The organism is Serratia proteamaculans (assembly GCF_949794035.1).
GTDB classification, from domain to species: Bacteria; Pseudomonadota; Gammaproteobacteria; order Enterobacterales; family Enterobacteriaceae; genus Serratia; species Serratia proteamaculans.
This window is the reverse complement of sequence record NZ_OX461105.1, coordinates 5,124,028-5,146,413: the sequence shown is the minus strand read 5'-3', so window position 1 is coordinate 5,146,413 and position 22,386 is coordinate 5,124,028. Positions and strand designations below refer to the sequence as shown.

Here is a 22,386-nt window from a genome sequence, read left to right as displayed (position 1 = left end):
TGGGAGGCCTGGTGGTACTTACCTCCCAAGATTATTCCGCATAGCGGAAGGCGTCTGGCCAAAGTAACGGCGAAATTGGGTGCTGAATTGCCCGGGTGAACTAAAACCGCACTGCAGGGCAATGGCGGTCAGGGTGAGAGTTGTTTGGGTGACTTGCTGGCGGGCCCGTTCCAGGCGGCGTGATAAAACATATTGGTAGGGCGGCAGGCCAAAGTGTTGCCGAAAGGCACGAGAAAAATGAAAAATGCTCAGGTTGGCAATCTTCGCCAGGGCCTGCAAGGTAATATTCTCACCCAGGTTGTCTTCTATATAACTGGCCAGCAGTTCGCGCACCGGCCGGGAAAGAATTTCACGGTGTTGCCGGTCCGGTATTGCCGCGTGCTGATAACGTGCAGCTTCAGCCAACATGGCAATCATCAGTGAAGCGGCGTGCAGCTCGCTGTCACTTTGCTGCAGACCAAGGCATAACTGTTTAAGCACCGGGTTGCGCAGGTTTGCCCCAGGTTCAATGATCAGGCCTGCTTTTCCGCCAGGCATTAACTCAATCAACCGTGGTGAAATCGAGATTGCGGTATAGCTTAATGTGCCTTCGGCATAGCTCATGGCGTCAAAATCGCATCCCGCTGGAATGATATCGGCGACCTGACCTATAACCCGCGTTGCCGACGTGCGTTTTTGGTCGAACCAAACATCACCGCTGATGGTTGTGCTGCCATCGACCGAGTGATAGCCGTCATAGACGATCAACGTATGGGCTGGACGAATCAGACGAGCTTCATGAGGGCCGCTGACTCGTACGAGATCGACCCGGCCATAGTCCCAGCAACGTGAAGAGCGCTGTAATTCTTTTTCGTTGGTATAAACCAGCCCGTCAGATTTCATCCTTAACCTTCTCAAGTAAATCCTGTGCTATTTATTATGATTACCTGTGCGTAGCAACCGCCTGATATTGCGATTATGCCTACTCCATTGGCTGCGTTAATAAATATTCCCTTCTGATATGATATTTCGCAATAAAAATAGTGTTAATTTTAATTTCTTGCTATTGGGGTTAACCATTTCAGGATGTATATATTACATGATGTAATTTTACATTTGTTCTTCGGTATGTTTACAACATTTTGTTAACCTATAATTTAACTGATGTATAGGTGGTCGTATTTGTCGGAGTTTTCTTGCAGCTAAGGGGGATCCCCTGGTTCAAGAGGAACTAGATGAACTTAGCTATCAAATAGAGGAAACAAATTATGCACCATGACGATTTAAAACATGCCGCGGAACTGATGAAAAAGATGTTGGATAACTTTGCCAATAATCCGGAAAAGATCATCGATTTGTTTGCTGAGGATGCTGTTATTGAGTTTCCTTACGCGCCAGGTGAAGCCTACGGGTTCCCTAAAAGAATTGAAGGCAGGGCCGCGATTTTAAAATATGCCAAGGGCTTGCAGTCTGCATTACGTGATTACAAAATTAATCCCTTGAGTGATTGGGGGTGTTACTCACTGAGTGGATCTAAAAAGTTTCTGTTCGAATACACCGGGGATGCAATTACGGTTCCCGATAATAAACCCTACCATCAGGATATTCACGCATTTGTAGAAGTCCATCATGGAAAAATAACGTATTTTGAAGAGTACTGGGACGGATTTTACGCGATGATGGTGTTTGGCGCGATAACCGTAAAATCAGCCTGATATTTTCCCGGATTTACATTTGTTGCGCGTTATTTTCTACATGACGCGCAACATTCATAATAAATAGCAATAATCATAAAGAACCCCATGAGTTTTTTCTTTCAAATCCCAACATTCCCTCCGGCCGTTAACAAAATAAACCAAAAATAACATATTGGAAAACAGGCACGCATAATCAAAAATAAAACTAACTATTTAGGGTTAAATGGCGCCAGGAATAATTAAATTAAGAAGACATATTATGTTTATCAAATTATTTACACCTGGCAAGATTGGCAATCTCAGGTTAGCAAACCGGATGATTGTAACCTCTATTTCAACCCTGACGGCCACCGATGAAGGTTACGCCACTGAACAACTGATGGCCTATTTAGCGCGTAAAGCCCAGGGTGGATGGGCGATGATCATCACGGAGTATTATGCCATAGCGCCACACGTCGGCTATTTCCCCCGGGCATTGGGGATTTGGAACGACGATCTGATAAAAAACCATACGGAATTGACACGGCGTGTACATCAAACCGGTGCAAAGATTGCGGCGCAAATATCCCATGCAGGCAGAGAAATTTATCATGGGCATCCAAGAGAAAATGCCGTCAGCTCCTCAGCGCTGAAAGATGTTTACGGTGAGTTTAAACCGAGAGAGATGACCATTCCGGAAATTAAAAAAATCGTTTCTCAATTTGGTGATACGGCCAGAAACCTTAAAAAGGCCAATTTTGACGCAGTAGAAATTTATGCCGCGCATGGCTTCCTTATTTCAAACTTTTTGTCTAAATACACCAATCATCGAACTGATGAGTATGGTGGTAGTTTGAGAGATCGCATGCGGTTTCTGGAAGAGATTGTTAAGGATGTCAGGACTAAGGTCGGGGACGATTTTCCGGTATTGGTCAGGTTATCCACTAAGGAGTTTGTCCCCGGTGGGCTATCAATCGCAGAAACCCGGGTGATCGTCAAAAGGATGGAAGAACTGGGTATCGATGCCATCAATTGCTCTCAGGGCATTGTCACCGTCTCAAACAATATTGTTGAACCTTTCCAGGTGGGGAACGCACCTTTCGTCGATATTGCCGAGGAAATTAAAAAAATAGTCAGTATCCCGGTGATCACCACGGGGCGGATTAATGATGCCGACCTGGCTGAAACTACCCTGTTATCAGGGAAGAGCGATTTTGTCGGTATGGCACGTGCCTCTCTTGCGGATCCCGACCTGCCCAATAAGGTGTTGGCAGGGCGCTGGGATGAAATCCGCCACTGCATTGGCTGTAATCAGGGCTGCATTGGTAACAATGTCCGTGGGGAAATCTGTCGTTGTATGGTCAATCCAGAAATCAATCGTGAATATCAGCTGGATCTGACTAAAGCCGTCGATAAGAAGAACATCGTAATTATCGGCGGCGGCATTGCCGGTTGTGAAACCGCTATTACGGCCGCGCGAAAAGGGCACGACGTTACCCTGTATGAAAAATCAGACCGACTGGGGGGAACCTGGTTAATCGCCAGTTTACCTTTATCTAAAGGCGAGTTGGTGTCGCTGGTTAAATGGCAAATCAGCGAAATGAAACGCCTGAATATAACCATAAAGCTTAACTCAGCCCCTGAGGTGGAAGAGATTGTGGCGTTAGCCCCGGATAAGGTGATTATTGCTACCGGCAGCCAACCGATTTTACCGCCTGTTAGCGGGATTGAACGTCAAAGTGTTGTGCAGGCTAACAAGATATTAACGCAGGATGCGCCGTTTGGTGAGAATGTCGTGGTGATCGGCGGGGGCTCCGTGGGGGTAGAAACTGCCGAATACATGGCCTTTTGCGGCAGTTCTATTACCATTGTGGAAATGCGCAATGAGATCCTTCCGGGCCTGGAGCGAGAAACTAAAATAGGCCTTAAAGAGGCTATTCGCCATTACCGTATGGATGTGATCAAATCGGCAAAAGTGGTCGGTATTGGCGATGATTATGTTGCCATTGAGAAAAACGGTAAACAGATCAGGCTGGATGATGTTGATACCGTAGTGGTGGCAGCAGGCTCCCGTTCGGTCAACAAACTGGAAACCCCGCTGAATGAGGCGGGGATTTTAACCCAGGTCATTGGCGATGCTAAGCAGGTGCGCAATGGCCTGGCGGCCATGCACGAAGGTTATCTTGCCGGCTATGGAGCATAAAGGCGGCTCCCGTTGTTGACGGGCATTAAGCAAACCGGCGGAGCATGATTAGGCTGAAGCCGGTTGCAGCGTCGCCACTAAAAAATCCATCAGGCTGCGCAGCGCCAGCGACTTATGCCGCTGGTGCGGGTAGACCATAATAAAGGGCCGCGTGGCTCCGCCATATTCCGTCAGGATCTCCACCAGTTGGCCACTCGCCAGCAGCTCTTCTACGGTAAAACGGTAAGTCTGAAATACCCCCATGCCATGTTTTGCCAGCGTCAGCCCGCCCAAAAAATCCCCATTGCAGCTGGCATTGCCGCGAGTGGCGACATCGATCAATTTATTATTGTGCTTAAGCGTCCAGGGGGCGCTTTTGCCGGTGCTGGGCAGCTCAAACTGAATGCAGTTATGTTGGGCCAGATCTTCCGGTTGCTTGGGTTCACCGGCCCGCGCCAGATAATCGGCAGAGGCAATCACCACCAACTCGGCATCTTCCAGCTTACGGGCAATCAGGTTTGAGTCAGCGGGGTGATAACCGCGGATCGCCAGATCGTATCCGCCATCCGTAAGGTCAACGTTGTAGTTGTTAAGGTTCAGTGCCAACTGAATTTTAGGGTAGCGTTGGCTAAAGGCCGCCAGGACCGGTAACAGCCGAAAGTGAGCGTAAGGCGTGGGGATACTGATGCGTAGTAACCCTGCGGGCTCCAACTGCTGGCCTTGTATCTGCCGTTCTGCATTGTCGATTAATGCTATCGCCTCCCGGCATTGTTCAGCAAAGCCTTTGCCTGCATCGGTCAGGTGAATATGGCGAGTGGAACGGACAAACAGCCGGACACCCAGGCGATCTTCCAGCCGGGCGATCGAACGGCTGACCGCCGCTGGCGTAATGCCTGACGACACGGCCGCCGCTGAAAAACTGCCCACCTCAGCGACCAGGCAAAATAGCTCGAGCGTGCCCAATTGAAGATCGTCGAATTTTCGCTGCAATCTGTTACTCCATGTAATAAGCCCTGTGTTCTTTACCTTATTTATCATTCCGCAGGGGGGAAGTACAGTAGCTTTCTCTCAAGCAGTACTGGATATTTTAAGGAGATAACGAATGACTATTTTAGGTTATGAAACTGGCGAGATCCTTGCCAAAGCAGCAATGACTTCCGATTTTGAATTAGTTGGCGATATTCCGAATCAGGTGCTGGTTGATCAAATGGAAATAGAACGACGCAGCATGGATATTCGTCCTGGCATGAACCGTAAATATTCGCCGCTGGGTTTCCATGCCGCCACGGGCGCGCAAATTAATGGTGGCCGATATTTGTTTGATACCTGGGAAAATGTGAGCGATTACGCCCGTTTTACCAGTGAAGAGCTGGAGTTTGAACCGGGGGTTAAATTCTGGGACCGCGATATTTTTGGCCCGGTAGATCGCCATATCTGGAAGGTGATTGGTGCCCATGACTTTACCCCATTAGCGACCACTCACCATGTGAACCGCTTCGAGCGCTGGACATTCAATGGCGATAATCCAGAGCAGTTGCTGACCCGCATCTGGCCGACCCTGCGCAAGCAGGCCGAAAAGCAGGGGCTGGCGGCGGTGTGGTTGATGTACCAGCCGGATGAGAAACAAATCGCCATCCTGAGCGTTGCCAGCAAGGTTGATGGCGACCAGCCGAGTGACGTTGCGACACGCTCGATAGATCGTCTGGCGTTACTTCCATCAGCGGAACCCCTGTTGCCATTAGAGCTTAATGTGCAAAAAGTATTTGATCGCACTACGCCGATCCTGACGATGTGGTTACCACTGTCGCGGCACTTACATGGCGAGCCTTCGGCTTACCCTATGTCGCCTCCTTTTGCCCAACCTCAGGTTGCGCCACAACGCGTGTAACTGCGATATCTGCCTTGCGAGTTTCTCGCAAGGCTCGGCGTTAATCAGGGCCGCTGGTTGGTCAACGGCCTGTAATTTTTCAGTATTACTGCTTCAGCGGTCAGGTAGTTATCCCCAGCAGAGTAGTCCTGATGATATTTGATAAGTAAGGAAATAGTATGTTTGCTAAAAAAACAGTATTGATCACCGGTGCATCCTCAGGCCTGGGGAAAGCGATGGCGGAGCACTTTCTGGCTAAGGGCGCCAATGTTGTGATTAACGGTCGGACCGCGTCGAAACTAGAAAAGTTTCTGGCTGAACACCCTGCCGATAAAGATCGCATTGCATTGGCGCCCGGAGATATTAGTCTGAAAACCACCAGTGATAATATGGCCCGGGTGGCGATGGAAAAATTCGGTACGATAGATGTGCTGATCAATAATGCGGGTATCTTTGTTCCCAAGCCTTTCCTTGATGAGACCGAAGAGAATTTGGATCGTTATTACGCCAGTGGCGTAAAAGGACCTTACTTTGCGTCACAGGCGGTGATCCCTACCATGATCAAGCAAGGCGGCGGTTCTATCATTAATATCGGTTCAATGTGGGTAGAGCACCCGCTTGAAGCGACGCCAAGCTCCGCCTCACAGGTGGCCAAAGGGGGTATGCACACGCTGACCCGCCATTTGGCGATCGAGTTTGCCAAAGACAATATCCGGGTTAACACCATTGCACCGGGCGTGATCGAAACCCCGCTGTACGATGAACTTATGGATAAAGAGGCCTTCCGCGCGTTGGCGAACCTGCACCCATTACGCAAACTGGGTAAAATATCCGACATTGTCGCCTGGGCCGATATGCTGGCTGGCGAAGGTAGCCGGTTTGTGACCGGGCAAACCCTGCTTGTTGACGGCGGTATCACCGCGGGTAACCATGTAATTTAAGCATGTGAATTTTCACTAGCATTAAATGCATACGGCCACTGCCTTCCCCGGCAGTGGCCGCATGCGTTATATATCAGTTATAAGATTTAAATGAATCGGTAAGTGAAAAGTATTTGCACGTGATAAAGCTAAAAAAACACCCCCCTTATTCCCATCGCTGCATTAATAAATCATTGTTTAATGATTAAATTATTATATGTATTTATATGTAGCGTTGAAAATATGTGAACTACGCGTTTTTATTTTATTGGTATTAGCTTGCTTTTGAGGAATCTACGGGTTAACAATAAATAGAATTAAAAGGCGTAGGTCAATTAAATAATTCAAATAAAAGGAACCGTTAATGAAAACTATTGATTGCAATTTATTAGATCAGATAGCCGGTGGCCGAGGGAATAATGGCGGGGACCGTACCGATAATGGTGGCCGAAACAAGCAGCGCGGTCGCGGTAATGGGGGCGGTGCGCCTAAAACCCAAGTAAATGATACTGCTGTCATAGGCTTACTTGGTGCAGGGATTTCAGTTACATCCAGACTTGGCCCATATGGAATAATTGCTGCGGGAATTATGGCAGGAATCGCAGGAGCAATAGGATACCCCAGCAACAGCCCATATAATAATAATGGTGATAGGGGGCGGGGCGCTTTTGGGGGCGATGCCAATCCAAACAGCGTAAATGGCCAGTGCCATTGGTAATTGTAAGTAATGTTCGGGTAATATTTACCCGAGCATTTAATAAATAAATTCGCAAAGAAGGTTAACATGGCAAGTCGAAAATCCTGGATGCCATCAGCTGTAGGCTCTTGTTCCTTTAATATGTGGATTGTCAATCAATCATCATTGCAGATTGCCCAGTTTTGTGGGGATGTCTTTGATATCATTGTTGCGATTATTTCTTTTGTCGGGTTTTATACCTTGTCGATGAATGTATTTGCTTTGTACTTTTGGTATAAGGGGGAAGAATTTAAGTAACCGCTATCAATTACCGTTTCGTTTTAATATAACTCGTAAAGGGAGAGGGGCATGGAAAGCCGAAAATCCTGTAGGCCGCTAGCTGCGGCTGCCAGTCTTTTTAATCTATGGTTTATCAATAAGTCATCATTGCAGATTGTTCAGCCTTGTGGGCAGTTGATTGACGTTATCGTCGCAGCTCTTTCTTTTGTAGGTTTTTATACCCTGTGGATGAGTATCTTCGCTTTATACTATTGGTGTAATGATAAAGAGTTTAAATAACAGCCATCACTTACCGCTTCTTTTTAGCCCTACCTTCATCTGCGGTATTGCCTGTTTAAAATTTGGGGTAGTCAAACCTCCCGTGAGCCGCTAAGCCTTGTGCGTCGACAGCAGGATGCTGGTCTCGGTACTGGAAATACCGGCGATGCGCCGGATGCGGCCCAAAATTTTATCGAAGTTCTCCAGGCTGTCGGTACGGATCTCCACCAGAATATCCCACTTGCCGTTGGTGGTGTGCAGGGTGAAGACCGAAGGCTCACCGCGCAGCTGTTGCAACACGCTTTGCGCCTTGGTGCCTTCTACCGCCACAGACATCCAGGCACGGATGCGGTTATGTTCCACGCCCGGTTTTATACGGATGGTGTAGCCGGTGATGATCCCCTGTGCTTCCAGCGCCTCAATTCTTTTTTGTACCGTTGCGCGCGAGACTCGCACCTTGCCGGCGATCTCGGTGACGGAGGCACGCGCGTTTTCGCGCAGCAGCGCGAGGATCTGGCGATCGGTATCATTCATGCTGTCAAAGTGTCACTGTTAAGTATCGATTTGTAAAAATATAGAGCAATTTAGTCATTTTTCACACTGTTTGGCTTCAAGTTGATTATCCATAATGGTGTAGTGCCAGCCCTTGGAAAATCCTGAACCCGGTGAGAAATATCATGCAAACCACCCAATCCGTTTTTATGATCAGGCCGTCTGGCTTTGCCGCCAATCAGGAAACCCTGCTCAGTAATTTTTTCCAGAAGATTACGCAGAAAAATGAAAATCACATGGCAGAGGCATTGGTTGCCTTTAACGGCTACGTCGCTGCATTACAGCAAGCCGGGGTCGATGTCAGGGTGATTGATGAGATTAGCGGGCAGGAAACGCCGGACGCCTTATTTCCCAATAACTGGATTGCTCTGTTGGGTGACGGCAGCCTGTTCACCTTTCCGATGGAAGCGCTCAACCGACGACGGGAACGCCGCCAGGATATTATCGCGCAGCTCGCCAATGATTTTGTGATTGAACGACGAATCGATCTTTCCACCCACGAATTGGCCGGACGCTTTCTGGAAGGCACCGGCTCACTGATCCTGGATCACCAGCACAAGCTGGCTTACTGCTGCCTGTCTTCCCGCAGTTCGCCGGAGGTTGGCCACGAATTTGAATGCCACTCCGGCTATAAGATTGTGTGGTTTGACGCGGTGGATCGTAATAATCAACCGATCTATCACACCAATGTGATGATGAGCGTCGGCGCTCAGTTCGCCATTATTTGTCTTGAAAGCCTGTGTAATGAGGCGCAAAAAAGCGCGCTGATCGCCACGCTGGAACGCAGCGGAAAAACCCTTATTGACGTCAGCTTCGCTCAGATGGAGGCGTTCGCCTGCAACGTATTGGAACTGCGCGCCGAAGACGGCAGCCCGGTTTACGCCATGTCGACCCGCGCCTGGGCCAGTTTCACCCCGCAGCAGCAGGGGTTGATTAGCGGTTATGCCCGACTGGCACTGGGGCCGATCGACATTATTGAAGATCTCGGCGGCGGTGGTGCACGCTGCATGCTGGCGGAGATCTTCCTGCAAAAGAAGCTGGCGGCGGGTTGATCCCTGCCGGTTTTAATTCAACCCCATCTGATTCAACAGCATTTTGTTTAGCTCGGTGTTTTTGTTTACGTTCAGCTTGCGCATCGCCGAGCGCTTATGGGCGCTGATGGTCTTCTGGCTGCGGTCTAACATGCCGGCGATGGTGCAGGCGGACATACCGGTGCTCATCAGTTTCAGCACTTTCTTTTCGCAACTGCTCAGGGCGGCGATGCGGCACTGCCGACATTTCCAGATATCGCTGGCGTGCATGGCCACCCAGGGTTGTTGGCAAAAGAGCTCCAGCGCCATCTGCAACTTGTTGCGAACCATGGTGCAGTCATCGCGCAGGTTAATGCTGAAGAGTGCCGGATGGGCGTGTGAATATCGGGTATCACGATCATTGAGGACCAGCACGGTCATTTGCCGGTGGCGCGGCGTCTGGTGCGGGCTTTGATAGCAGCGGGCACAGCCACAGGTATCTTCCAGGGTGCGGAACACGATTTCGATCGGATCCAGATTCTGCATATCGATCGGATATCTACGGCTGCTGCTGTTCAGGTCTTGCAGATACTACTTCCAGTAGCAGCCGTAAGCCGAATTGATAAAAGTTATCGCTGCCCAGCAGGGTGAACCGAATATTAAGCATGATTACTCCTCAAAGCGCATATCGTGCGGAAACAGTCGATGTGCCTGACGCTGCAGATCGGCGGCCCGCTGGGGTTGTTGCAGTAGGCGACTGACCGCTATCAGGTTGATATAGATATTGGCGTCCGGCCGCACAAGGATTTCGTTTTCGGCCCATTGCCGGTAACTCCACAGGGTGGTGGCATCGCGGGTTTGCGGATATTGCAGCAGCCGCTGCAACTGGACATCGTAGTCATATCGCACCTGCCAGGGCGTTGGCGCCAGCACCTGGCTCATGGGGCCAAACTGCCGCAGGCCGGTTTTTTCCACCGCGGTAATGATCAGCGCGCTGTGCAGGCCGTTAAGCAGATAGGGCAGCATCAGTACAGCGGTGATGCCGGTCAGCAGGCGCAGGGTTTGCTGTGGGCGGTGGGGTAATTGCAAACGGCGGCGTACGTCGCCAGAACGCAGGATCACCAGCAGCAGCACGGCATGGGCGGCGGAAAGATAAAGTGGGTACTCCACCATCATGTGCAGCAGGATCGGCAGCGCTGCCATCCAGGGGGCGGGGCGCAGTGGCAACGCCCGGGTGCGTTGCAGCAAACGCCATAACCCCCAGCAGACGATAGCAATGCCGCTCAGGCTGAGCAGGCCGCCTTCGATGCCCCACAGCAAAATTTCGTTATGCGGGTGGCTGATCGCGACACTTTCCATCCCGCTGCTGTGGGTGGTGTAGAAATGATGCAGAAAATCGTGTTGAAAATGACCGTAACCCCAGCCAAACCACGGGCGCTCGGCGATCATGCGTAGCGCTTCTTGCCAGTAAGCCAACCGGTAAAAAATCGGCTCCGCCACGGTGACCGCCCGCGTCGCGCCGTTGATCACCACCAGCAGCAGGCCGGAGCCAACCCCGGCAATCAGCAGCAACAAGGCGGCGGCGGCACGGCGGCGATTAATACGGTACAGCATCCACAGTTGCAGCGGCGACAGCAGCAGGGCGGCCAGCAGGCCGACGCGCGAGGCAATCACCACCAGCAACAGCGGCGCCAGTAACAATATGCTGGTGCTTAACCCTTGCAGGCTGCGCGACAAGGGGCGGCGGTTGCTCAGCAGGTACAGTGCCAACGCCAGGCCGGTGGCCATAAAGCTGGCCATCAGGTTCCACTGCTGGAAGATACCGTAGGGGCGGTTTTTCAGGCTGTTATAGCCGATCCAGTTGCCCGGTTGCAGCAGGCTGTATTGCACCAGACCGAACAGGGCCTCGATCACCGTCGCCGCCAGCAGCAATGTCAGCAGCCTGCGCCGCCGTGAGCGGTCGAGTGGGATCTGCAGCAGCGCGAAGTAGGCCATCACGCCGAGTGCCAGCCCGATCAGGCGCGGTAAGGCTTCACTAAGCCAGGGTTGCTGCGCCCACAACAACGGCAAAAATAAAATCAGGCTACCCAGCGCCAGCCGGTTAAAAAAGCCGGAAACGGCTAACGGCGGTCGGCAAAACAGCATCGCGCCGAGGATAGTCAGGGCGATAAAAATTCCACCGACCAGATTCCACGGCAGATAAAAACCGCTGCCGCCGCGATTGGGCCAGTAAATATGCATGGCGATCAGGCAATAAAACGCCGCCAGCCCGAATAACCAGGCCGCTTTGGGTTTGGAAATCATCACTTGTTCCTGCAAACCTCAGGCTTATTGGTAGGCCAGCACGAAATTGGCCACCGAGCTAAATTCGCCTTCGGTAATGGTCTTATTCTGTATCGCGCTGGGGTGACCCTGCACATAGGCGGTGAAATTCAAAATATTGTCACCATCCTGCAATGCCACCGCGCTGGAGATCTGGTTCAAATCAATATCCGCCCCCTGGTGATCAAACAGGGCGATAGCGGCGCCGTTGGTGCCGTTATTAATCGCCAGCTTGCCCGGCAACTCGCCGTCTTCGGTGCCGCTGAAGGTCACGTTGACGGATTTGAACACTGCCGTTTTACAGTCGGTCAGCTTGATGCTGAAGGGAACCGGGGTGCTATGGCCGTAGCGGTACAGCGTTTTGACGATTACCGTGTCCATCTCCACCACCTGATCGGCCGATTTCGGTTCAATATTGCAGGGGCGGCTTACCACGGTGCCGAAAAAATCGATTTCTTTATTTTCTGCCGCCGCGGTGCAGGAAAATAAATAACTGATGCTGCACAAGGTGGTAATAACAGCGTATTTTTTCATTTCAGCCGCCATTAAATGTAGTTAATCAACAAAATAAGGGTTTTTTGAAAGTCGCCCTCCTTTCCTTCGGCGGTTGCCTGCAACGATGCGGTATAAGATTTCTGCACCTGATCGCGGTTAGTCATATCGGCAAAACTGTCGAATTGGTTGTATTTTATCCACTTGGGGTTGGTGTTGTCGTAAATGCGCAATGCCGAGCCGTTATCCATATCCAGGCCCGTGGCATCGACTAACGAACCGCTTTTCACCATAAAGTTAGCGTTCAGTGAGAACTTGTCGCTGCAGCCATTTTTACGGATCAATACGGTAAAATCTTTACTTGCTACCGTGCCGGCATTGGGTTTCCAGCTCGGGACCTCACCAAAATTGACGCCTTCCGGTGTGGTGAGCTCTACCGATGCGGAACACTGGATCACCTGGATCTTGTCCAGTCCGGTCAGGGTAAATCGGTAGTTTTTCCCCGGTTTATTATTGAGGCCCTTGACCCCATCCAGTTGAAAGATCGAAATCTGGCTGGACCCCCCCTGCGTGATGTCTCCGGTTTTTTGCAGATAGACTTGATAGTTGACGTGACCCATTTCCTTTTGATTGGGTTTGCGGAACATGTCTGTTTGGGCAGCGGTGGTGATCAAGCCCAGGTCAGTGCCGTTATAAATGACGCCCATGGAAATGCCCGGGGCGAACAGTTTTTTATCCGGGTTCGGATAGAAATAAACCCATTCCCCTTGCGGCACGTTGGAGTAGCCCCAGCAGACTACGTTGCGGCTCATCGGCTGCGAGGTCCAAAGCCGTTCGCCGATCGGCAGGGTCGCCGGGATCTTTAACTGACCGATATCTTCGCTTTCTTCTGTAATGCCATTGGCGCTATCCAGATGACATTCCAGAGCTTGTACGCTGAACGGCATCGTCAGACTGCTCAACAGCAGCAGGCGTTTATAAATAGACCAATTGAACATGCACCACTCCGTTGAATTGATTTGCCAGAGGATATTTCTGTGTGGACTCGACTTGAGCGCTGAACCACAGCGTATTGCTGCCGGGCTGCAGAATGTAGGGGCGACTCTGCTGGTTAAGCGACAGTGCGCGGCCTTGTTGATCTTTCAACCGCAGGCCGACGCCCTGCACACCGCCGTTAAGCTTCAGCAGATCCGGGTTGTTGACATCGCTGTCGCCGAGAAATACCAGAGTAACGGCCTGTTCGCCCTTCAGATAAAGCTGTCCGGCGTCGCCATTGCGGGGGCCTGCCGGGTTATCTGCCAATGCTTTGGCTCCCAGCAGGCAGTTGCGAAAGGAGAGACGAAAACGTACCGGCGCGCTTTGATCGCCGGCATTTTGGAAATCACTTGCGTTGACATCACCCAAATCAATCGCCTGATCCTGGCTGTCCGGCGTCAGACTGCAGGGGGAACTGAGCAGGCCACCATGAAAACTGACGGTGCCGGTGGTGCCTTGGATCACACCCAATGGCGTTGCCGCCGTCGCACTGCCGGTGAGCAGCAACGCGCCGAGCAACAGTGGCCGCAGACGGCCGCCGGTGAATTCAGCCATGTGCTATCTCCTTATTTTTTCGCATCGGGCACGACATTACAGACGCTGCCATTGCAGACGAAGCGCAGCTCCGGGTGGCCGCCGTAGTCATTGATATAGCTGACGACAAAGCTGTTGAGCCCGTTGTCGCGCAGCTTGACGGATTCACTGGACTTCGGTTTCAGCATCACCGCTTTAAAGTCACCGAGTGCGCCGCCGCCTTGTTTCTCGGTCTGGCGGGTCATGCCGGTCAGGGTGATGTAAAACGGCGTAGGGTTCTCAATGGTGAAGCCGCCGTCGTTTTTGCGGAATACCAGTTTCTCCTGCCACACTTCGCCTTTCGGCGCGACGATGGCCTTCGGCCGATAAAACAGTTTGATCTGGGTTTGCAGTGCCAACTGCATCACATTGGTTTTGCTGCTTTTCGGCGGGATCTCTCGCAGATTGAAATAGAACACTGATTCGCGATCCTGCGGCAAGCGGTCAGCCTCCGGCGTCTTGGTGATGCGCACTACGCTGCGTTCATTGGCTTCAACCCTTTGCAATGGCGGCAACACGACCAACGGCGAGGTGATTTTCTGGTGCTGCTCGTTTTCCAGCCAGGACTGTGCCAGGAAAGGCAGTTCCTTGTTTTCGTTGACGATATTCAGACTGATCGATTTCGCGTCGCTGAGGTAGACGGCACGGGTGCGATCCAGCGATATCGCCGCATTGGCAACAGGGGCTGCAGCGGTCAATACCAGGCCCAGTGCGGCCATTTTTACTAACGGGAAGTTGTTCATCATCATTAATTCTCTGTGTTACGGATTACAGTTTGGTGCAGGGCAGCAATAGCTGGTCCAGCGGCTTGGCGGCAGTCGGTATGACAATGCGGCACTGGCGTTGGCCTTCCCAGGCGACGTCCAGCTGTTCTTGCGGCTGCACGCCGGTCAGGTAGACCGAGCCACCGTCGTTCACTACCGCCACTTCACGGCCACGTTCGCTCAGCACCATGGCACCAAACGGCGGTTCACTGCCGTCAGCCAGTTTGATGGTGGCCAGCAGCTTACTGCCTTTCACCACCTCAAAGTGACGGTAGCCGATGGCACCTTCGGTCAGCGTGCCCTGGACTACGGCCCGGGTGGCCTCCACGTCGTCCGCCAGGGTATTGACGTCGATGCGGGTATCGGTGTTGTAGTAGCTGGTGATGTCGGAGATCACTGCCAGACCGAAGCGGTTGCTGTAGGCGCGACCGTTGTTGATCGGTACCCCGGCGATGCCGTCGGTATCCAGCATCATCCGGCTGCCGCCGTTGCTGGAGTTTTGGTGTGCGGCTACGCCATGTCGGGTAGCGGTAACGCCGCTGCGGAAGGTACCGCCGATCGACGAATAGCTGTCCTGCTGGTAAGAAGCACTGGCATTGAGTGTGCCAAACGAGGCGTTATGGCTGTAGTAGCCACTGGTAAGCGATTTGCCGGACTGATTAAAGCCGCCGCTGAGCTGCCAGGTGTTGTTCGGATCGCTGTAGTCGTTATAAGACGCGGTCTGCGTTACGTCGCTGTTGCTGGTTTGCAGCGAATAGCCCAGTTGCCGACGATCGCCAATAGGTACGCTGAAATTCACCATCGTGCTGTCATCGGTACGGCCGTGATAGGTGGTGCGATAGGCCGACAGCGATGCGGTGATGTTGCTGACATTGCCGACGTTGAATAATTTACTGGCGGACACCCCGTAACGATCCTGTGCCCTGGCATCCCAGTAGGTTTGGTGCGAATAGGTCAGATAAGCGGTGATCGCTTTGGCGTTGTCTTCTGCCATAAAGGTTTTACTGGCGGTGATGGTGTACAGCTCTTTCTGGCGGCCGTCATAGCGTTCGTCGTAGTCGCTGTAGCGTTCTTGCAGGTACTGCGACATGTTCATGAACTTGCGCTGTGAGAAACGGTAGCCGGCAAAGGTGATCTGGCTGTTCATCTCATCGAAGCGTTTGGCGTAGTTGACCTTGAATGACAGGCCGCTGGCGGTGGGTTCACCGGGCAGGCGAGCGATGGATTGCGTCACGTCAACCGACATGGCACCAAACACGTTCAGATCGCGGCCCAGGCCGAGCGCCCAAGCGTTGTAATCGCCGCTGAGCAGTGCGCCGCCGTACAGTGACCAGGCGCTGGTTAACCCCCAGGAGAAATCGCCGGTGGAGAACACCGGCCCCTGCGTGCGGTGATCGTAAGCCGAGGGCTTACCTACGGCGACGTTGTAGCGAACATAGCCGGGGCGCGTCAGGTAAGGAATGGTGGCGGTATCTACCTGGAAGGTTGAAACGCTGCCGTCTTGTTCTTCCACCTTCACATCCAGCCGGCCGCGTACCGAACTGTTGAGATCCTGGATGGCGAACGGCCCGGCAGGCACGGTGGTTTCATACAGCGTACGGCCTTCCTGCGACACGGTGATCTTGGCGTTGCTTTTGGCGATGCCGCGGACTTCCGGCGCATAACCCTGCAGGTTTGGTGGCAGCATACGTTCGTCGCTGGCCAGGTTGAGGCCGGTAAAGCGGTAGGAGTCGAATATCCCCGAATCAAGATAGATTTCACCGAGAGTCAGCTTGGCGGCCTGCATTGGCAGCGCGTGATAGGCGTAGATGCGATTCCAGTCGAAATTACTGTCACGCTCACCGGCCTGCTGGTTGTAGTTGGCCTGATAATCGGCGCGCAGGCGCCAGGCGCTGAGGTTAGCGCCCATGGTCCCGTAGCTGCTGAGGTTTTGTGCAGTATTGTGATTGTGGCTCTGTTTGCCGATCTGGCCGCTGATGCTGTAGTCCAGCAACAGGCCGGGAATGCCGTCGTCCCATTGCTCCGGTGGGGTCCAGTCCGGATCGGAATATTTCATCCAGGCCTGCGGGATGGTAATCGCCAACACGCCGCTGCCGATGCGGTCGGAAATCGTGGCCCCTTTAATGCCGCTGATATCGGCGCAGCTGTTGTCGTGCCACAGGGTGATTTTTTTGACGACTTCTTCTTTCAACGCCATTTTTTCAACCAGATCCGGCGGCAGACAGACGCGAGAACGGTTGTTTTGGTCCGGCGACGGATAATACTGGATGCTGCGCTGCGGCAGGGTTTTTTGGTTGATCTTGATATCCAGCAAATAGGTACCGGGCATGACGTAATCGGCATCGGAAAAACGCGATAAATCCACTTTGCTGCGATCGGCAATATCTAATACGTCGGTATTAAATTCCGTGGCGGAAAAAGCCGGATGCACCCAGAGGAAAGATAGAATGACGGTGAGGGGTATTTTTTTCCGTGTCAGTAATGACGTCATAGCATAATCACTCATGGCAAATCCGCGCCCAATAGCAGGTCATCCTGTACGACCTGAAAACGTAATACGTGATGTCATTCAGTACCTGATGGCGGTACCCGCCTAACGAGGCGTTACAGATAAGACAGGGTGAATTTCGCCAGTGAGCTGAATCCGCCGGCTCGTGCCCTGTCAGGATGAATACGTAGTTGAGCGCCAAAGCGCAGCGTATTATTGCCGGCAACAATTTGGTAATCCGCCGTGGTGCTACCCAGCGGTATCGGGATGCCGTCGGCGGTCAGCAGCTCAATAGCCACGCCTTGCGCTTCGCCATAAACGGCCAATAAAGCGGGATCCCGGCTGTCGGCCGTACCGTCGAAGGTGACGGTGGCTGCGCGGTAGATAAAGTCGGGTTTGACCTGGCTTGCCAGTTCGCAATTCACCAGCTTGATCTCAAAGTTGCGGCGGCTGCCGATCAGAACCGGCTGTCCATCCAACGCGGCATCGGTCATGGATACCAGCCCGAAATCAACGGTTTGATCCAGGCTTTCACTGGCAATCCCGCAGGGGGTTTCGACGATCTCGCCACCCAGGTTGAGCGTGCCGTGGCCCTGATTTTTTGCCATCGCCTCTGCGCTGCAAACGCTGAGCGCAATAAGCAATACACCCCAAATCTGGTTGGTCATGCCGGCGTCTCCCTGTTGCCGTTGGTCCCGTAACCCAATGTCCGTGCAGGCAAAGCGGGGATACCGCAGGGGCATCCCCAGCCAGGGATTACAGGTAAGCCAGAGTGAAGTTTGCAACGCTGGTGAACTCGCCTGGAACCACTGCGCCAGAAGCGCTGCTACCTTGCAGGTAAGCGGCAAATTTCAGAGAGTTATTGCCTTCGGTCAGGCCCTGACCATCGGTCGCGGTGCCCAGTTCAACGTCTTTGGAGTGCAGGTTGTCGTAGATCATGATGCCAGCGCCGGTGGCAGTGCCGCTCAGAGCCAGCAATTTGTTGTTATCTGAGTCCGGTGTACCGGTGAAGGTCACTTTGACGTTATTCATGGTCGATACAGAACAATCCTTCAGTTCAATGCTGAATGGCTCAGAGCTGGATTTACCCTCTTTGGCCAACAGACGGCTGCTGATTTGACCCATTGGCACGGTTTGCTCAACAGAACCCGGTGCTACGCTGCATGGCGCATCAATAATTTCACCGGTAAAAGTAACTTTACCGCTGCCCTGGTTAGATGCGGCGTGAGCAACAGATGCAGAAGCGAAAGCAATCATGGTTGCCAGCATTAATTTATTCAGTTTCATTTCTCAATTTCCTGTAGAGAGTATTTAAATAAAAAGAACAGCACATCTAAATCCCCCACAACGCCAGCAACCTCATGTCGCCGACGTGGTAGTTGGAGCCAGATCCTTTTGCTCTGGGCAATACGCCACCACCCGTTATTTATGGGTAAATAACGAAAGGTTTGGGAAGTCGTATAGGCAAAATCTGTAAAATAAAAACAGGTAAATCGCCATAGCGTTTTGCTGGGATTATTCTTGCAAATAATAGGTGTGCTTGGAAATACCTTTTATTAATTTAAGTCAAATACAGAATATAAAACCAAAAGGAAAAAGAAATATATATTATTGAAAATCAATAGATCGTATACAAATATTATGCAGAATAAATGACTGCGTAAATAGCAATATGCGAGATATTAGATCGGCAGAGATGTCCATCACACTACAATTAACAATATTGTTTTGATAATATCGCCCTCAAACAGCAGATGATGAATTCTGTCTGTTAATCATAAGTTAAAAGTTAACTCGTTGTTTTGAAAGGTTAGAATGCCGATGTTTTTGGCTTGGAATACGGCTTTTATTCATTATGACGACGAGGGTTTCCTTTTTTAAATTAACAAAATTATAACAATATCAATGAGGCGTGATTATTACCAAAATCCGCCGTTGTTGCGATTTTTTGTTATTTGGCTGGGTAGGATTAATCGTGGTCTGGCAGATCAAAAAAGGGCCACGAAACATAATAATGACCTAAGCGATAATTAAAGGATGATAAACGGAATGATTACCAGAATTAATGATTCAACTCGCCGTTATGCAGTCGCTACGGTCGCGTTGATAATGATCTGCTTACTGTTGTCCAACTGCGCTGGAAAAATAGCACGGGTAACGTAGCTGTGAAAAAAGTTTCACAGAATAATCCTAAGGAAAAAGCTGAAGAGTAACGCATCGCGTTTTGTCAGCAACGCGTTAACTCGTTTAAGAATATTAATCTACCAGGCTACCAGAGTCGTTGGGTCTTATTTTAACGGGTCGTTGTCCAACGCCCCGGATATGCCGACATTCGCAGTAATGTCGATGAAAGCCCCCCGGCCATTCCACCGGGAGCCACCATGATTTACACCCTGCGGGTGGCCGACGTGCTGCCGCAGGATAGGAGCAGGCAAAAGTAACTCAAGGAGAACGCGATGGCCAAGGCGCCGATAACATATGAAATCAGGAAGTCACATATGCTAAACGTGTTACGAAAACTGTGTATGGAACGTGCGGCGGGGGCGGGCGGGCACCATCCGCCGGCTCCGGAACACTGGCCTAAAACCAGGGAGTTGGCAGACAAATGCGGTGAGAACATTTACACCACGCGTACGTTGTTATTGGCACTGGAAAAAGAGGGGAAAGTGAGTTGTACCCACCGCAGCATCAATAATTCGTTACGCTGGTATATTTGTGCATCACCCAAAAAATGGTAATTCCTTTCCTGTTTTGTATTTTTGACTACCTTTCACAGTGAATCAATACAGGGCTGGTGGGGCGAAATGCTCCTCAGCCCGACGCCATTGTTACGATGCATGACCAACCATTGCCAGCGCATTTTTTTAAGCTCTATACTGGCGGCCTGAGTGCAAATATGTTCATGAGGGATGCGGGCTTAAATGAAGGAAAGCAAAGAAATACTTTTATTGGATGATATTCATTATCAAATAGATGAGCAAGTTATTCTGGATTCAGTGTCTTTCAGCCTGAATTCGGGGGAGTTTAAACTGATTACCGGGCCGTCCGGCTGTGGAAAAAGCACCCTGCTTAAAATCGTTTCCTCGCTGATCGATCCGACCCGTGGAAAAATTATCTTTGCCGGCAAGGCCATCACCGATATAGCGCCGGAAGAGTATCGCCAACAGGTATCTTACTGTTTTCAAACCCCCTCGCTGTTTGGCGACAGTGTGTATGACAATATTGCGCTGCCTTACCAGATCCGTAAGCAAAAACCGGACGAGAAAAAAATGCAGGCCGATCTGGTGCGTTTCGGGTTGCCGGGAAATATGCTGAAAAAAAGCGTTAACGAATTATCGGGTGGGGAGAAGCAGCGTATTTCGTTGATCCGTAATCTGCAGTTTATGCCCAAGGTGCTGTTATTGGATGAGATCACCAGCGCGTTGGATGAAGATAACAAGCGTAACGTGAACGAGATTATTCATCAGCTGGTAGCGCAGCATGGCGTGGCGGTGTTGTGGGTTACGCATGATAAAGACGAAATCAAACATGCGGATGATGTCATTACCCTGAGTGCGCAGGGTGCCCGGGCACAGGAGAAAACCGATGAACCAGCATAATATCAGCAATGAATCCTTGGCCCTGTCGATGGTGTTGGTGATTATCGCCATTTTAATCAGCCATAAAGAAAAGCTGGCGCTGGAAAAAGACATTATCTGGAGCATTTTCCGGGCGGTGGTGCAGCTGATTATTGTCGGCTACGTGCTGAAATATATTTTTGATGTGAACAACGCCATTCTGACGGTGTTGATGGTGCTGTTTATCTGTTTTAACGCGGCTTACAACGCGCAAAAGCGCAGCAAATATATCGATCATGCGTTTATGACTTCGTTTATAGCCATCACCACCGGCGCGGTTTTAACCCTGGTGGTGCTGGTGTTGACCGGCTCGATAGAGTTTACCCCGATGCAGGTGATCCCGATTTCTGGCATGGTGGCCGGCAATGCGATGGTGGCGGTCGGGCTGTGTTACAACAATTTGGGGCAGCGTTTCAAAAGCGATCAGCAGAAAATTCAGGAGATGCTCAGCCTGGGGGCCTCACCGAAGTTTGCCTCAGCGGCGCTGATCCGCGACAGCATCCGCGCCTCGTTAATCCCGACGGTGGATTCGGCCAAAACCGTTGGACTGGTTAGCCTGCCTGGCATGATGTCCGGCCTGATCTTCGCCGGTATTGATCCGGTGAAGGCGATTAAGTACCAGATTATGGTGACTTTTATGCTGCTTTCCACCGCCAGCCTGTCGACCATTATCGCCTGCTACCTGGCCTACCGTAAGTTCTACAATGCCCGTCACCAACTGGTGGTGAGCACGCTGAAATAGCGTCATAAATGCACGCTGCGCCCGGTGAAATCAGGTCGAGCATGCTCGACCCCTACGCTGTGGCCATTACCCTTGCAGCAGAGCGATACTTTGGCGGATTTCACGTTCGATATCCGCCTCTGTCCAGCTATCCAACTGCGAAGAGAACGGCTCGAAGGCGTAAATGCCGGTGTAGCCCAGGCGCTCCAGGTTCTGCACCTGTTTTTTACTCTCCAGCCGATCCTGGTCACTCAGCATGATGCGTTCTTCGTCGCTGAGCGCACTTTTGTCTCGTGCATCTTCCACCCCGGAAAGGTGTACCAGGCCAATACCCTCGATCTGAATCTGCGCATCAAACTCAGGCTGCGCCACATCACTTAAATAATGGTGGAAGGTATCCAGCACGATTTTGTACGGCGCGCCTGAATCGCGGATCAGGGACTGCGTCAGCAAGGATGACCGCAGTGAACTGATGCCGAACCCCAGCGGTTCGACGTAACCCTGCACGCCGTATTGCTTGAACAGCGGCGCCAGCAGCTTCAGGGCTGCCAGCGTGTCGGTTTTTTTCTGCTCCTCACTGCGCCGATCGTCCGCGCTACAGTGCGGGCACAGCACCAATGCCTGGCTATGGATCGCCTGAGCCTGCGACAACAGCGCCTCGGCGTTCTTCTGCAACCCGGCCTGATCGTCCAGCAGGTTAAACCTGCCGAGGGCGTTAATGGTGATGATTTCGATACCGTATTTTGCCGCCAACGCATTTAATTGATCGTTGCTCAGGTTATCGGTCACCTTGCCGCTCGGCATATCGTTGCGCAGCTCAACTTTGCTGAGCCCGCACCTTTTCACCAGGCTGAAAAACGGCTCCAAATCCAGATTTGGCGCGATCTTGCGGTTGATACAAAAACGGTCTGGCGCAATGGTCATGATGCATTACTCCTGAATAATGTGAGAAGC

General features: G+C 51.5%; 24 protein-coding genes. 11 read left to right on the top strand and 13 right to left on the bottom strand.

The window, feature by feature from the left end:
• Window positions 1-18: 18 nt before the first annotated feature.
• The gene (locus QOT07_RS23970) at window positions 19-882 is read right to left on the bottom strand and encodes a helix-turn-helix domain-containing protein (RefSeq protein ID WP_283604061.1); all 864 of its coding nucleotides are present in this window, start codon (window positions 880-882) and stop codon (window positions 19-21) included.
• Window positions 883-1,247: 365 nt separating this feature from the next.
• On the opposite strand from QOT07_RS23970, the gene QOT07_RS23965 reads away from it, so the two are divergent.
• Both QOT07_RS23965 and QOT07_RS23960 read left to right on the top strand, forming a co-directional pair.
• Window positions 1,248-1,694 carry a nuclear transport factor 2 family protein gene (locus tag QOT07_RS23965; RefSeq protein WP_207979781.1) on the top strand — a complete coding sequence of 149 codons (447 nt, stop codon included), beginning with the start codon at window positions 1,248-1,250 and terminating at the stop codon, window positions 1,692-1,694.
• A 241-nt stretch (window positions 1,695-1,935) separates the two neighbouring features.
• The gene (locus tag QOT07_RS23960) at window positions 1,936-3,858 is read left to right on the top strand and encodes an FAD-dependent oxidoreductase (RefSeq protein ID WP_283604058.1); all 1,923 of its coding nucleotides are present in this window, start codon (window positions 1,936-1,938) and stop codon (window positions 3,856-3,858) included.
• Window positions 3,859-3,906: 48 nt separating this feature from the next.
• Here the strand turns inward: QOT07_RS23960 and QOT07_RS23955 are convergent, their stop codons facing one another.
• On the bottom strand, window positions 3,907-4,827 hold the full coding sequence (locus tag QOT07_RS23955) for a LysR family transcriptional regulator (RefSeq protein WP_283604056.1): 921 nt from the start codon (window positions 4,825-4,827) through the stop codon (window positions 3,907-3,909).
• Window positions 4,828-4,939: 112 nt separating this feature from the next.
• Between QOT07_RS23955 and QOT07_RS23950 the strand changes: the two genes are divergently transcribed.
• The 5 genes from QOT07_RS23950 to QOT07_RS23930 all read left to right on the top strand — a co-directional run bounded on the left by QOT07_RS23950 (window position 4,940) and on the right by QOT07_RS23930 (window position 7,879).
• Complete coding sequence (locus QOT07_RS23950) at window positions 4,940-5,725, top strand: hypothetical protein (RefSeq protein ID WP_283604055.1); 786 nt, start codon at window positions 4,940-4,942, stop codon at window positions 5,723-5,725.
• Window positions 5,726-5,883: 158 nt separating this feature from the next.
• Window positions 5,884-6,645, top strand: a complete 762-nt coding sequence (locus tag QOT07_RS23945) for an SDR family NAD(P)-dependent oxidoreductase (RefSeq protein WP_099063450.1) — start codon at window positions 5,884-5,886, stop codon at window positions 6,643-6,645.
• A gap of 343 nt (window positions 6,646-6,988) precedes the next feature.
• Window positions 6,989-7,342 (top strand): hypothetical protein, encoded by a 354-nt coding sequence (locus tag QOT07_RS23940; RefSeq protein WP_283604054.1) that lies wholly within the window; start codon window positions 6,989-6,991, stop codon window positions 7,340-7,342.
• Window positions 7,343-7,408: 66 nt separating this feature from the next.
• Window positions 7,409-7,618, top strand: a complete 210-nt coding sequence (locus QOT07_RS23935; protein ID WP_099063451.1) for a hypothetical protein — start codon at window positions 7,409-7,411, stop codon at window positions 7,616-7,618.
• Window positions 7,619-7,669: 51 nt separating this feature from the next.
• A complete protein-coding gene (locus tag QOT07_RS23930; protein WP_283604053.1) occupies window positions 7,670-7,879 on the top strand; it encodes a hypothetical protein in 210 nt (69 codons plus the stop codon).
• A gap of 90 nt (window positions 7,880-7,969) precedes the next feature.
• On the opposite strand, the gene QOT07_RS23925 is transcribed toward QOT07_RS23930, so the two are convergent.
• Complete coding sequence (locus tag QOT07_RS23925; protein WP_112349169.1) at window positions 7,970-8,392, bottom strand: Lrp/AsnC family transcriptional regulator; 423 nt, start codon at window positions 8,390-8,392, stop codon at window positions 7,970-7,972.
• A gap of 143 nt (window positions 8,393-8,535) precedes the next feature.
• On the opposite strand from QOT07_RS23925, the gene ctlX reads away from it, so the two are divergent.
• Window positions 8,536-9,462, top strand: a complete 927-nt coding sequence (gene ctlX / locus QOT07_RS23920; RefSeq protein WP_283604051.1) for a citrulline utilization hydrolase CtlX — start codon at window positions 8,536-8,538, stop codon at window positions 9,460-9,462.
• Between the two features lie 12 nt (window positions 9,463-9,474).
• Here ctlX and QOT07_RS23915 read toward each other — a convergent pair whose 3' ends face one another.
• The 9 genes from QOT07_RS23915 to QOT07_RS23875 all read right to left on the bottom strand — a co-directional run bounded on the left by QOT07_RS23915 (window position 9,475) and on the right by QOT07_RS23875 (window position 18,381).
• Window positions 9,475-9,966: a helix-turn-helix transcriptional regulator gene (locus tag QOT07_RS23915; protein WP_283604050.1), complete on the bottom strand. Its 492-nt coding sequence runs from the start codon at window positions 9,964-9,966 to the stop codon at window positions 9,475-9,477.
• A 123-nt stretch (window positions 9,967-10,089) separates the two neighbouring features.
• Window positions 10,090-11,724, bottom strand: a complete 1,635-nt coding sequence (locus QOT07_RS23910; RefSeq protein ID WP_283604048.1) for a PglL family O-oligosaccharyltransferase — start codon at window positions 11,722-11,724, stop codon at window positions 10,090-10,092.
• A 24-nt stretch (window positions 11,725-11,748) separates the two neighbouring features.
• Window positions 11,749-12,276 carry a fimbrial protein gene (locus QOT07_RS23905; protein WP_176980405.1) on the bottom strand — a complete coding sequence of 176 codons (528 nt, stop codon included), beginning with the start codon at window positions 12,274-12,276 and terminating at the stop codon, window positions 11,749-11,751.
• A gap of 11 nt (window positions 12,277-12,287) precedes the next feature.
• Window positions 12,288-13,232, bottom strand: coding sequence for a fimbrial protein (locus tag QOT07_RS23900; protein ID WP_099063458.1), 945 nt, complete (start codon window positions 13,230-13,232; stop codon window positions 12,288-12,290).
• On the bottom strand, window positions 13,210-13,824 hold the full coding sequence (locus QOT07_RS23895; protein ID WP_099063459.1) for a fimbrial protein: 615 nt from the start codon (window positions 13,822-13,824) through the stop codon (window positions 13,210-13,212). The genes QOT07_RS23900 and QOT07_RS23895 overlap by 23 nt, the downstream gene beginning before the upstream one ends.
• A gap of 11 nt (window positions 13,825-13,835) precedes the next feature.
• Window positions 13,836-14,591: a fimbrial biogenesis chaperone gene (locus tag QOT07_RS23890; RefSeq protein ID WP_099063460.1), complete on the bottom strand. Its 756-nt coding sequence runs from the start codon at window positions 14,589-14,591 to the stop codon at window positions 13,836-13,838.
• A gap of 19 nt (window positions 14,592-14,610) precedes the next feature.
• The gene (locus QOT07_RS23885; protein ID WP_283604045.1) at window positions 14,611-17,112 is read right to left on the bottom strand and encodes a fimbria/pilus outer membrane usher protein; all 2,502 of its coding nucleotides are present in this window, start codon (window positions 17,110-17,112) and stop codon (window positions 14,611-14,613) included.
• Window positions 17,113-17,210: 98 nt separating this feature from the next.
• Window positions 17,211-17,762, bottom strand: a complete 552-nt coding sequence (locus tag QOT07_RS23880) for a fimbrial protein (protein WP_099063461.1) — start codon at window positions 17,760-17,762, stop codon at window positions 17,211-17,213.
• Window positions 17,763-17,850: 88 nt separating this feature from the next.
• Window positions 17,851-18,381, bottom strand: coding sequence for a fimbrial protein (locus QOT07_RS23875; protein ID WP_099063462.1), 531 nt, complete (start codon window positions 18,379-18,381; stop codon window positions 17,851-17,853).
• Window positions 18,382-19,550: 1,169 nt separating this feature from the next.
• Between QOT07_RS23875 and QOT07_RS23870 the strand changes: the two genes are divergently transcribed.
• From QOT07_RS23870 to fetB, 3 genes are all read left to right on the top strand, one after another.
• On the top strand, window positions 19,551-19,832 hold the full coding sequence (locus QOT07_RS23870; protein ID WP_129936986.1) for a FaeA/PapI family transcriptional regulator: 282 nt from the start codon (window positions 19,551-19,553) through the stop codon (window positions 19,830-19,832).
• 183 nt (window positions 19,833-20,015) lie between these two features.
• The gene (gene fetA / locus QOT07_RS23865; protein ID WP_099063463.1) at window positions 20,016-20,693 is read left to right on the top strand and encodes an iron efflux ABC transporter ATP-binding subunit FetA; all 678 of its coding nucleotides are present in this window, start codon (window positions 20,016-20,018) and stop codon (window positions 20,691-20,693) included.
• Window positions 20,680-21,453, top strand: a complete 774-nt coding sequence (gene fetB, locus QOT07_RS23860; protein ID WP_099063464.1) for an iron efflux ABC transporter permease subunit FetB — start codon at window positions 20,680-20,682, stop codon at window positions 21,451-21,453. Before fetA ends, fetB begins: the two co-directional genes overlap by 14 nt.
• A gap of 66 nt (window positions 21,454-21,519) precedes the next feature.
• On the opposite strand, the gene QOT07_RS23855 is transcribed toward fetB, so the two are convergent.
• Window positions 21,520-22,356, bottom strand: a complete 837-nt coding sequence (locus QOT07_RS23855; RefSeq protein WP_099063465.1) for a TIM barrel protein — start codon at window positions 22,354-22,356, stop codon at window positions 21,520-21,522.
• Window positions 22,357-22,386: the final 30 nt, after the last annotated feature.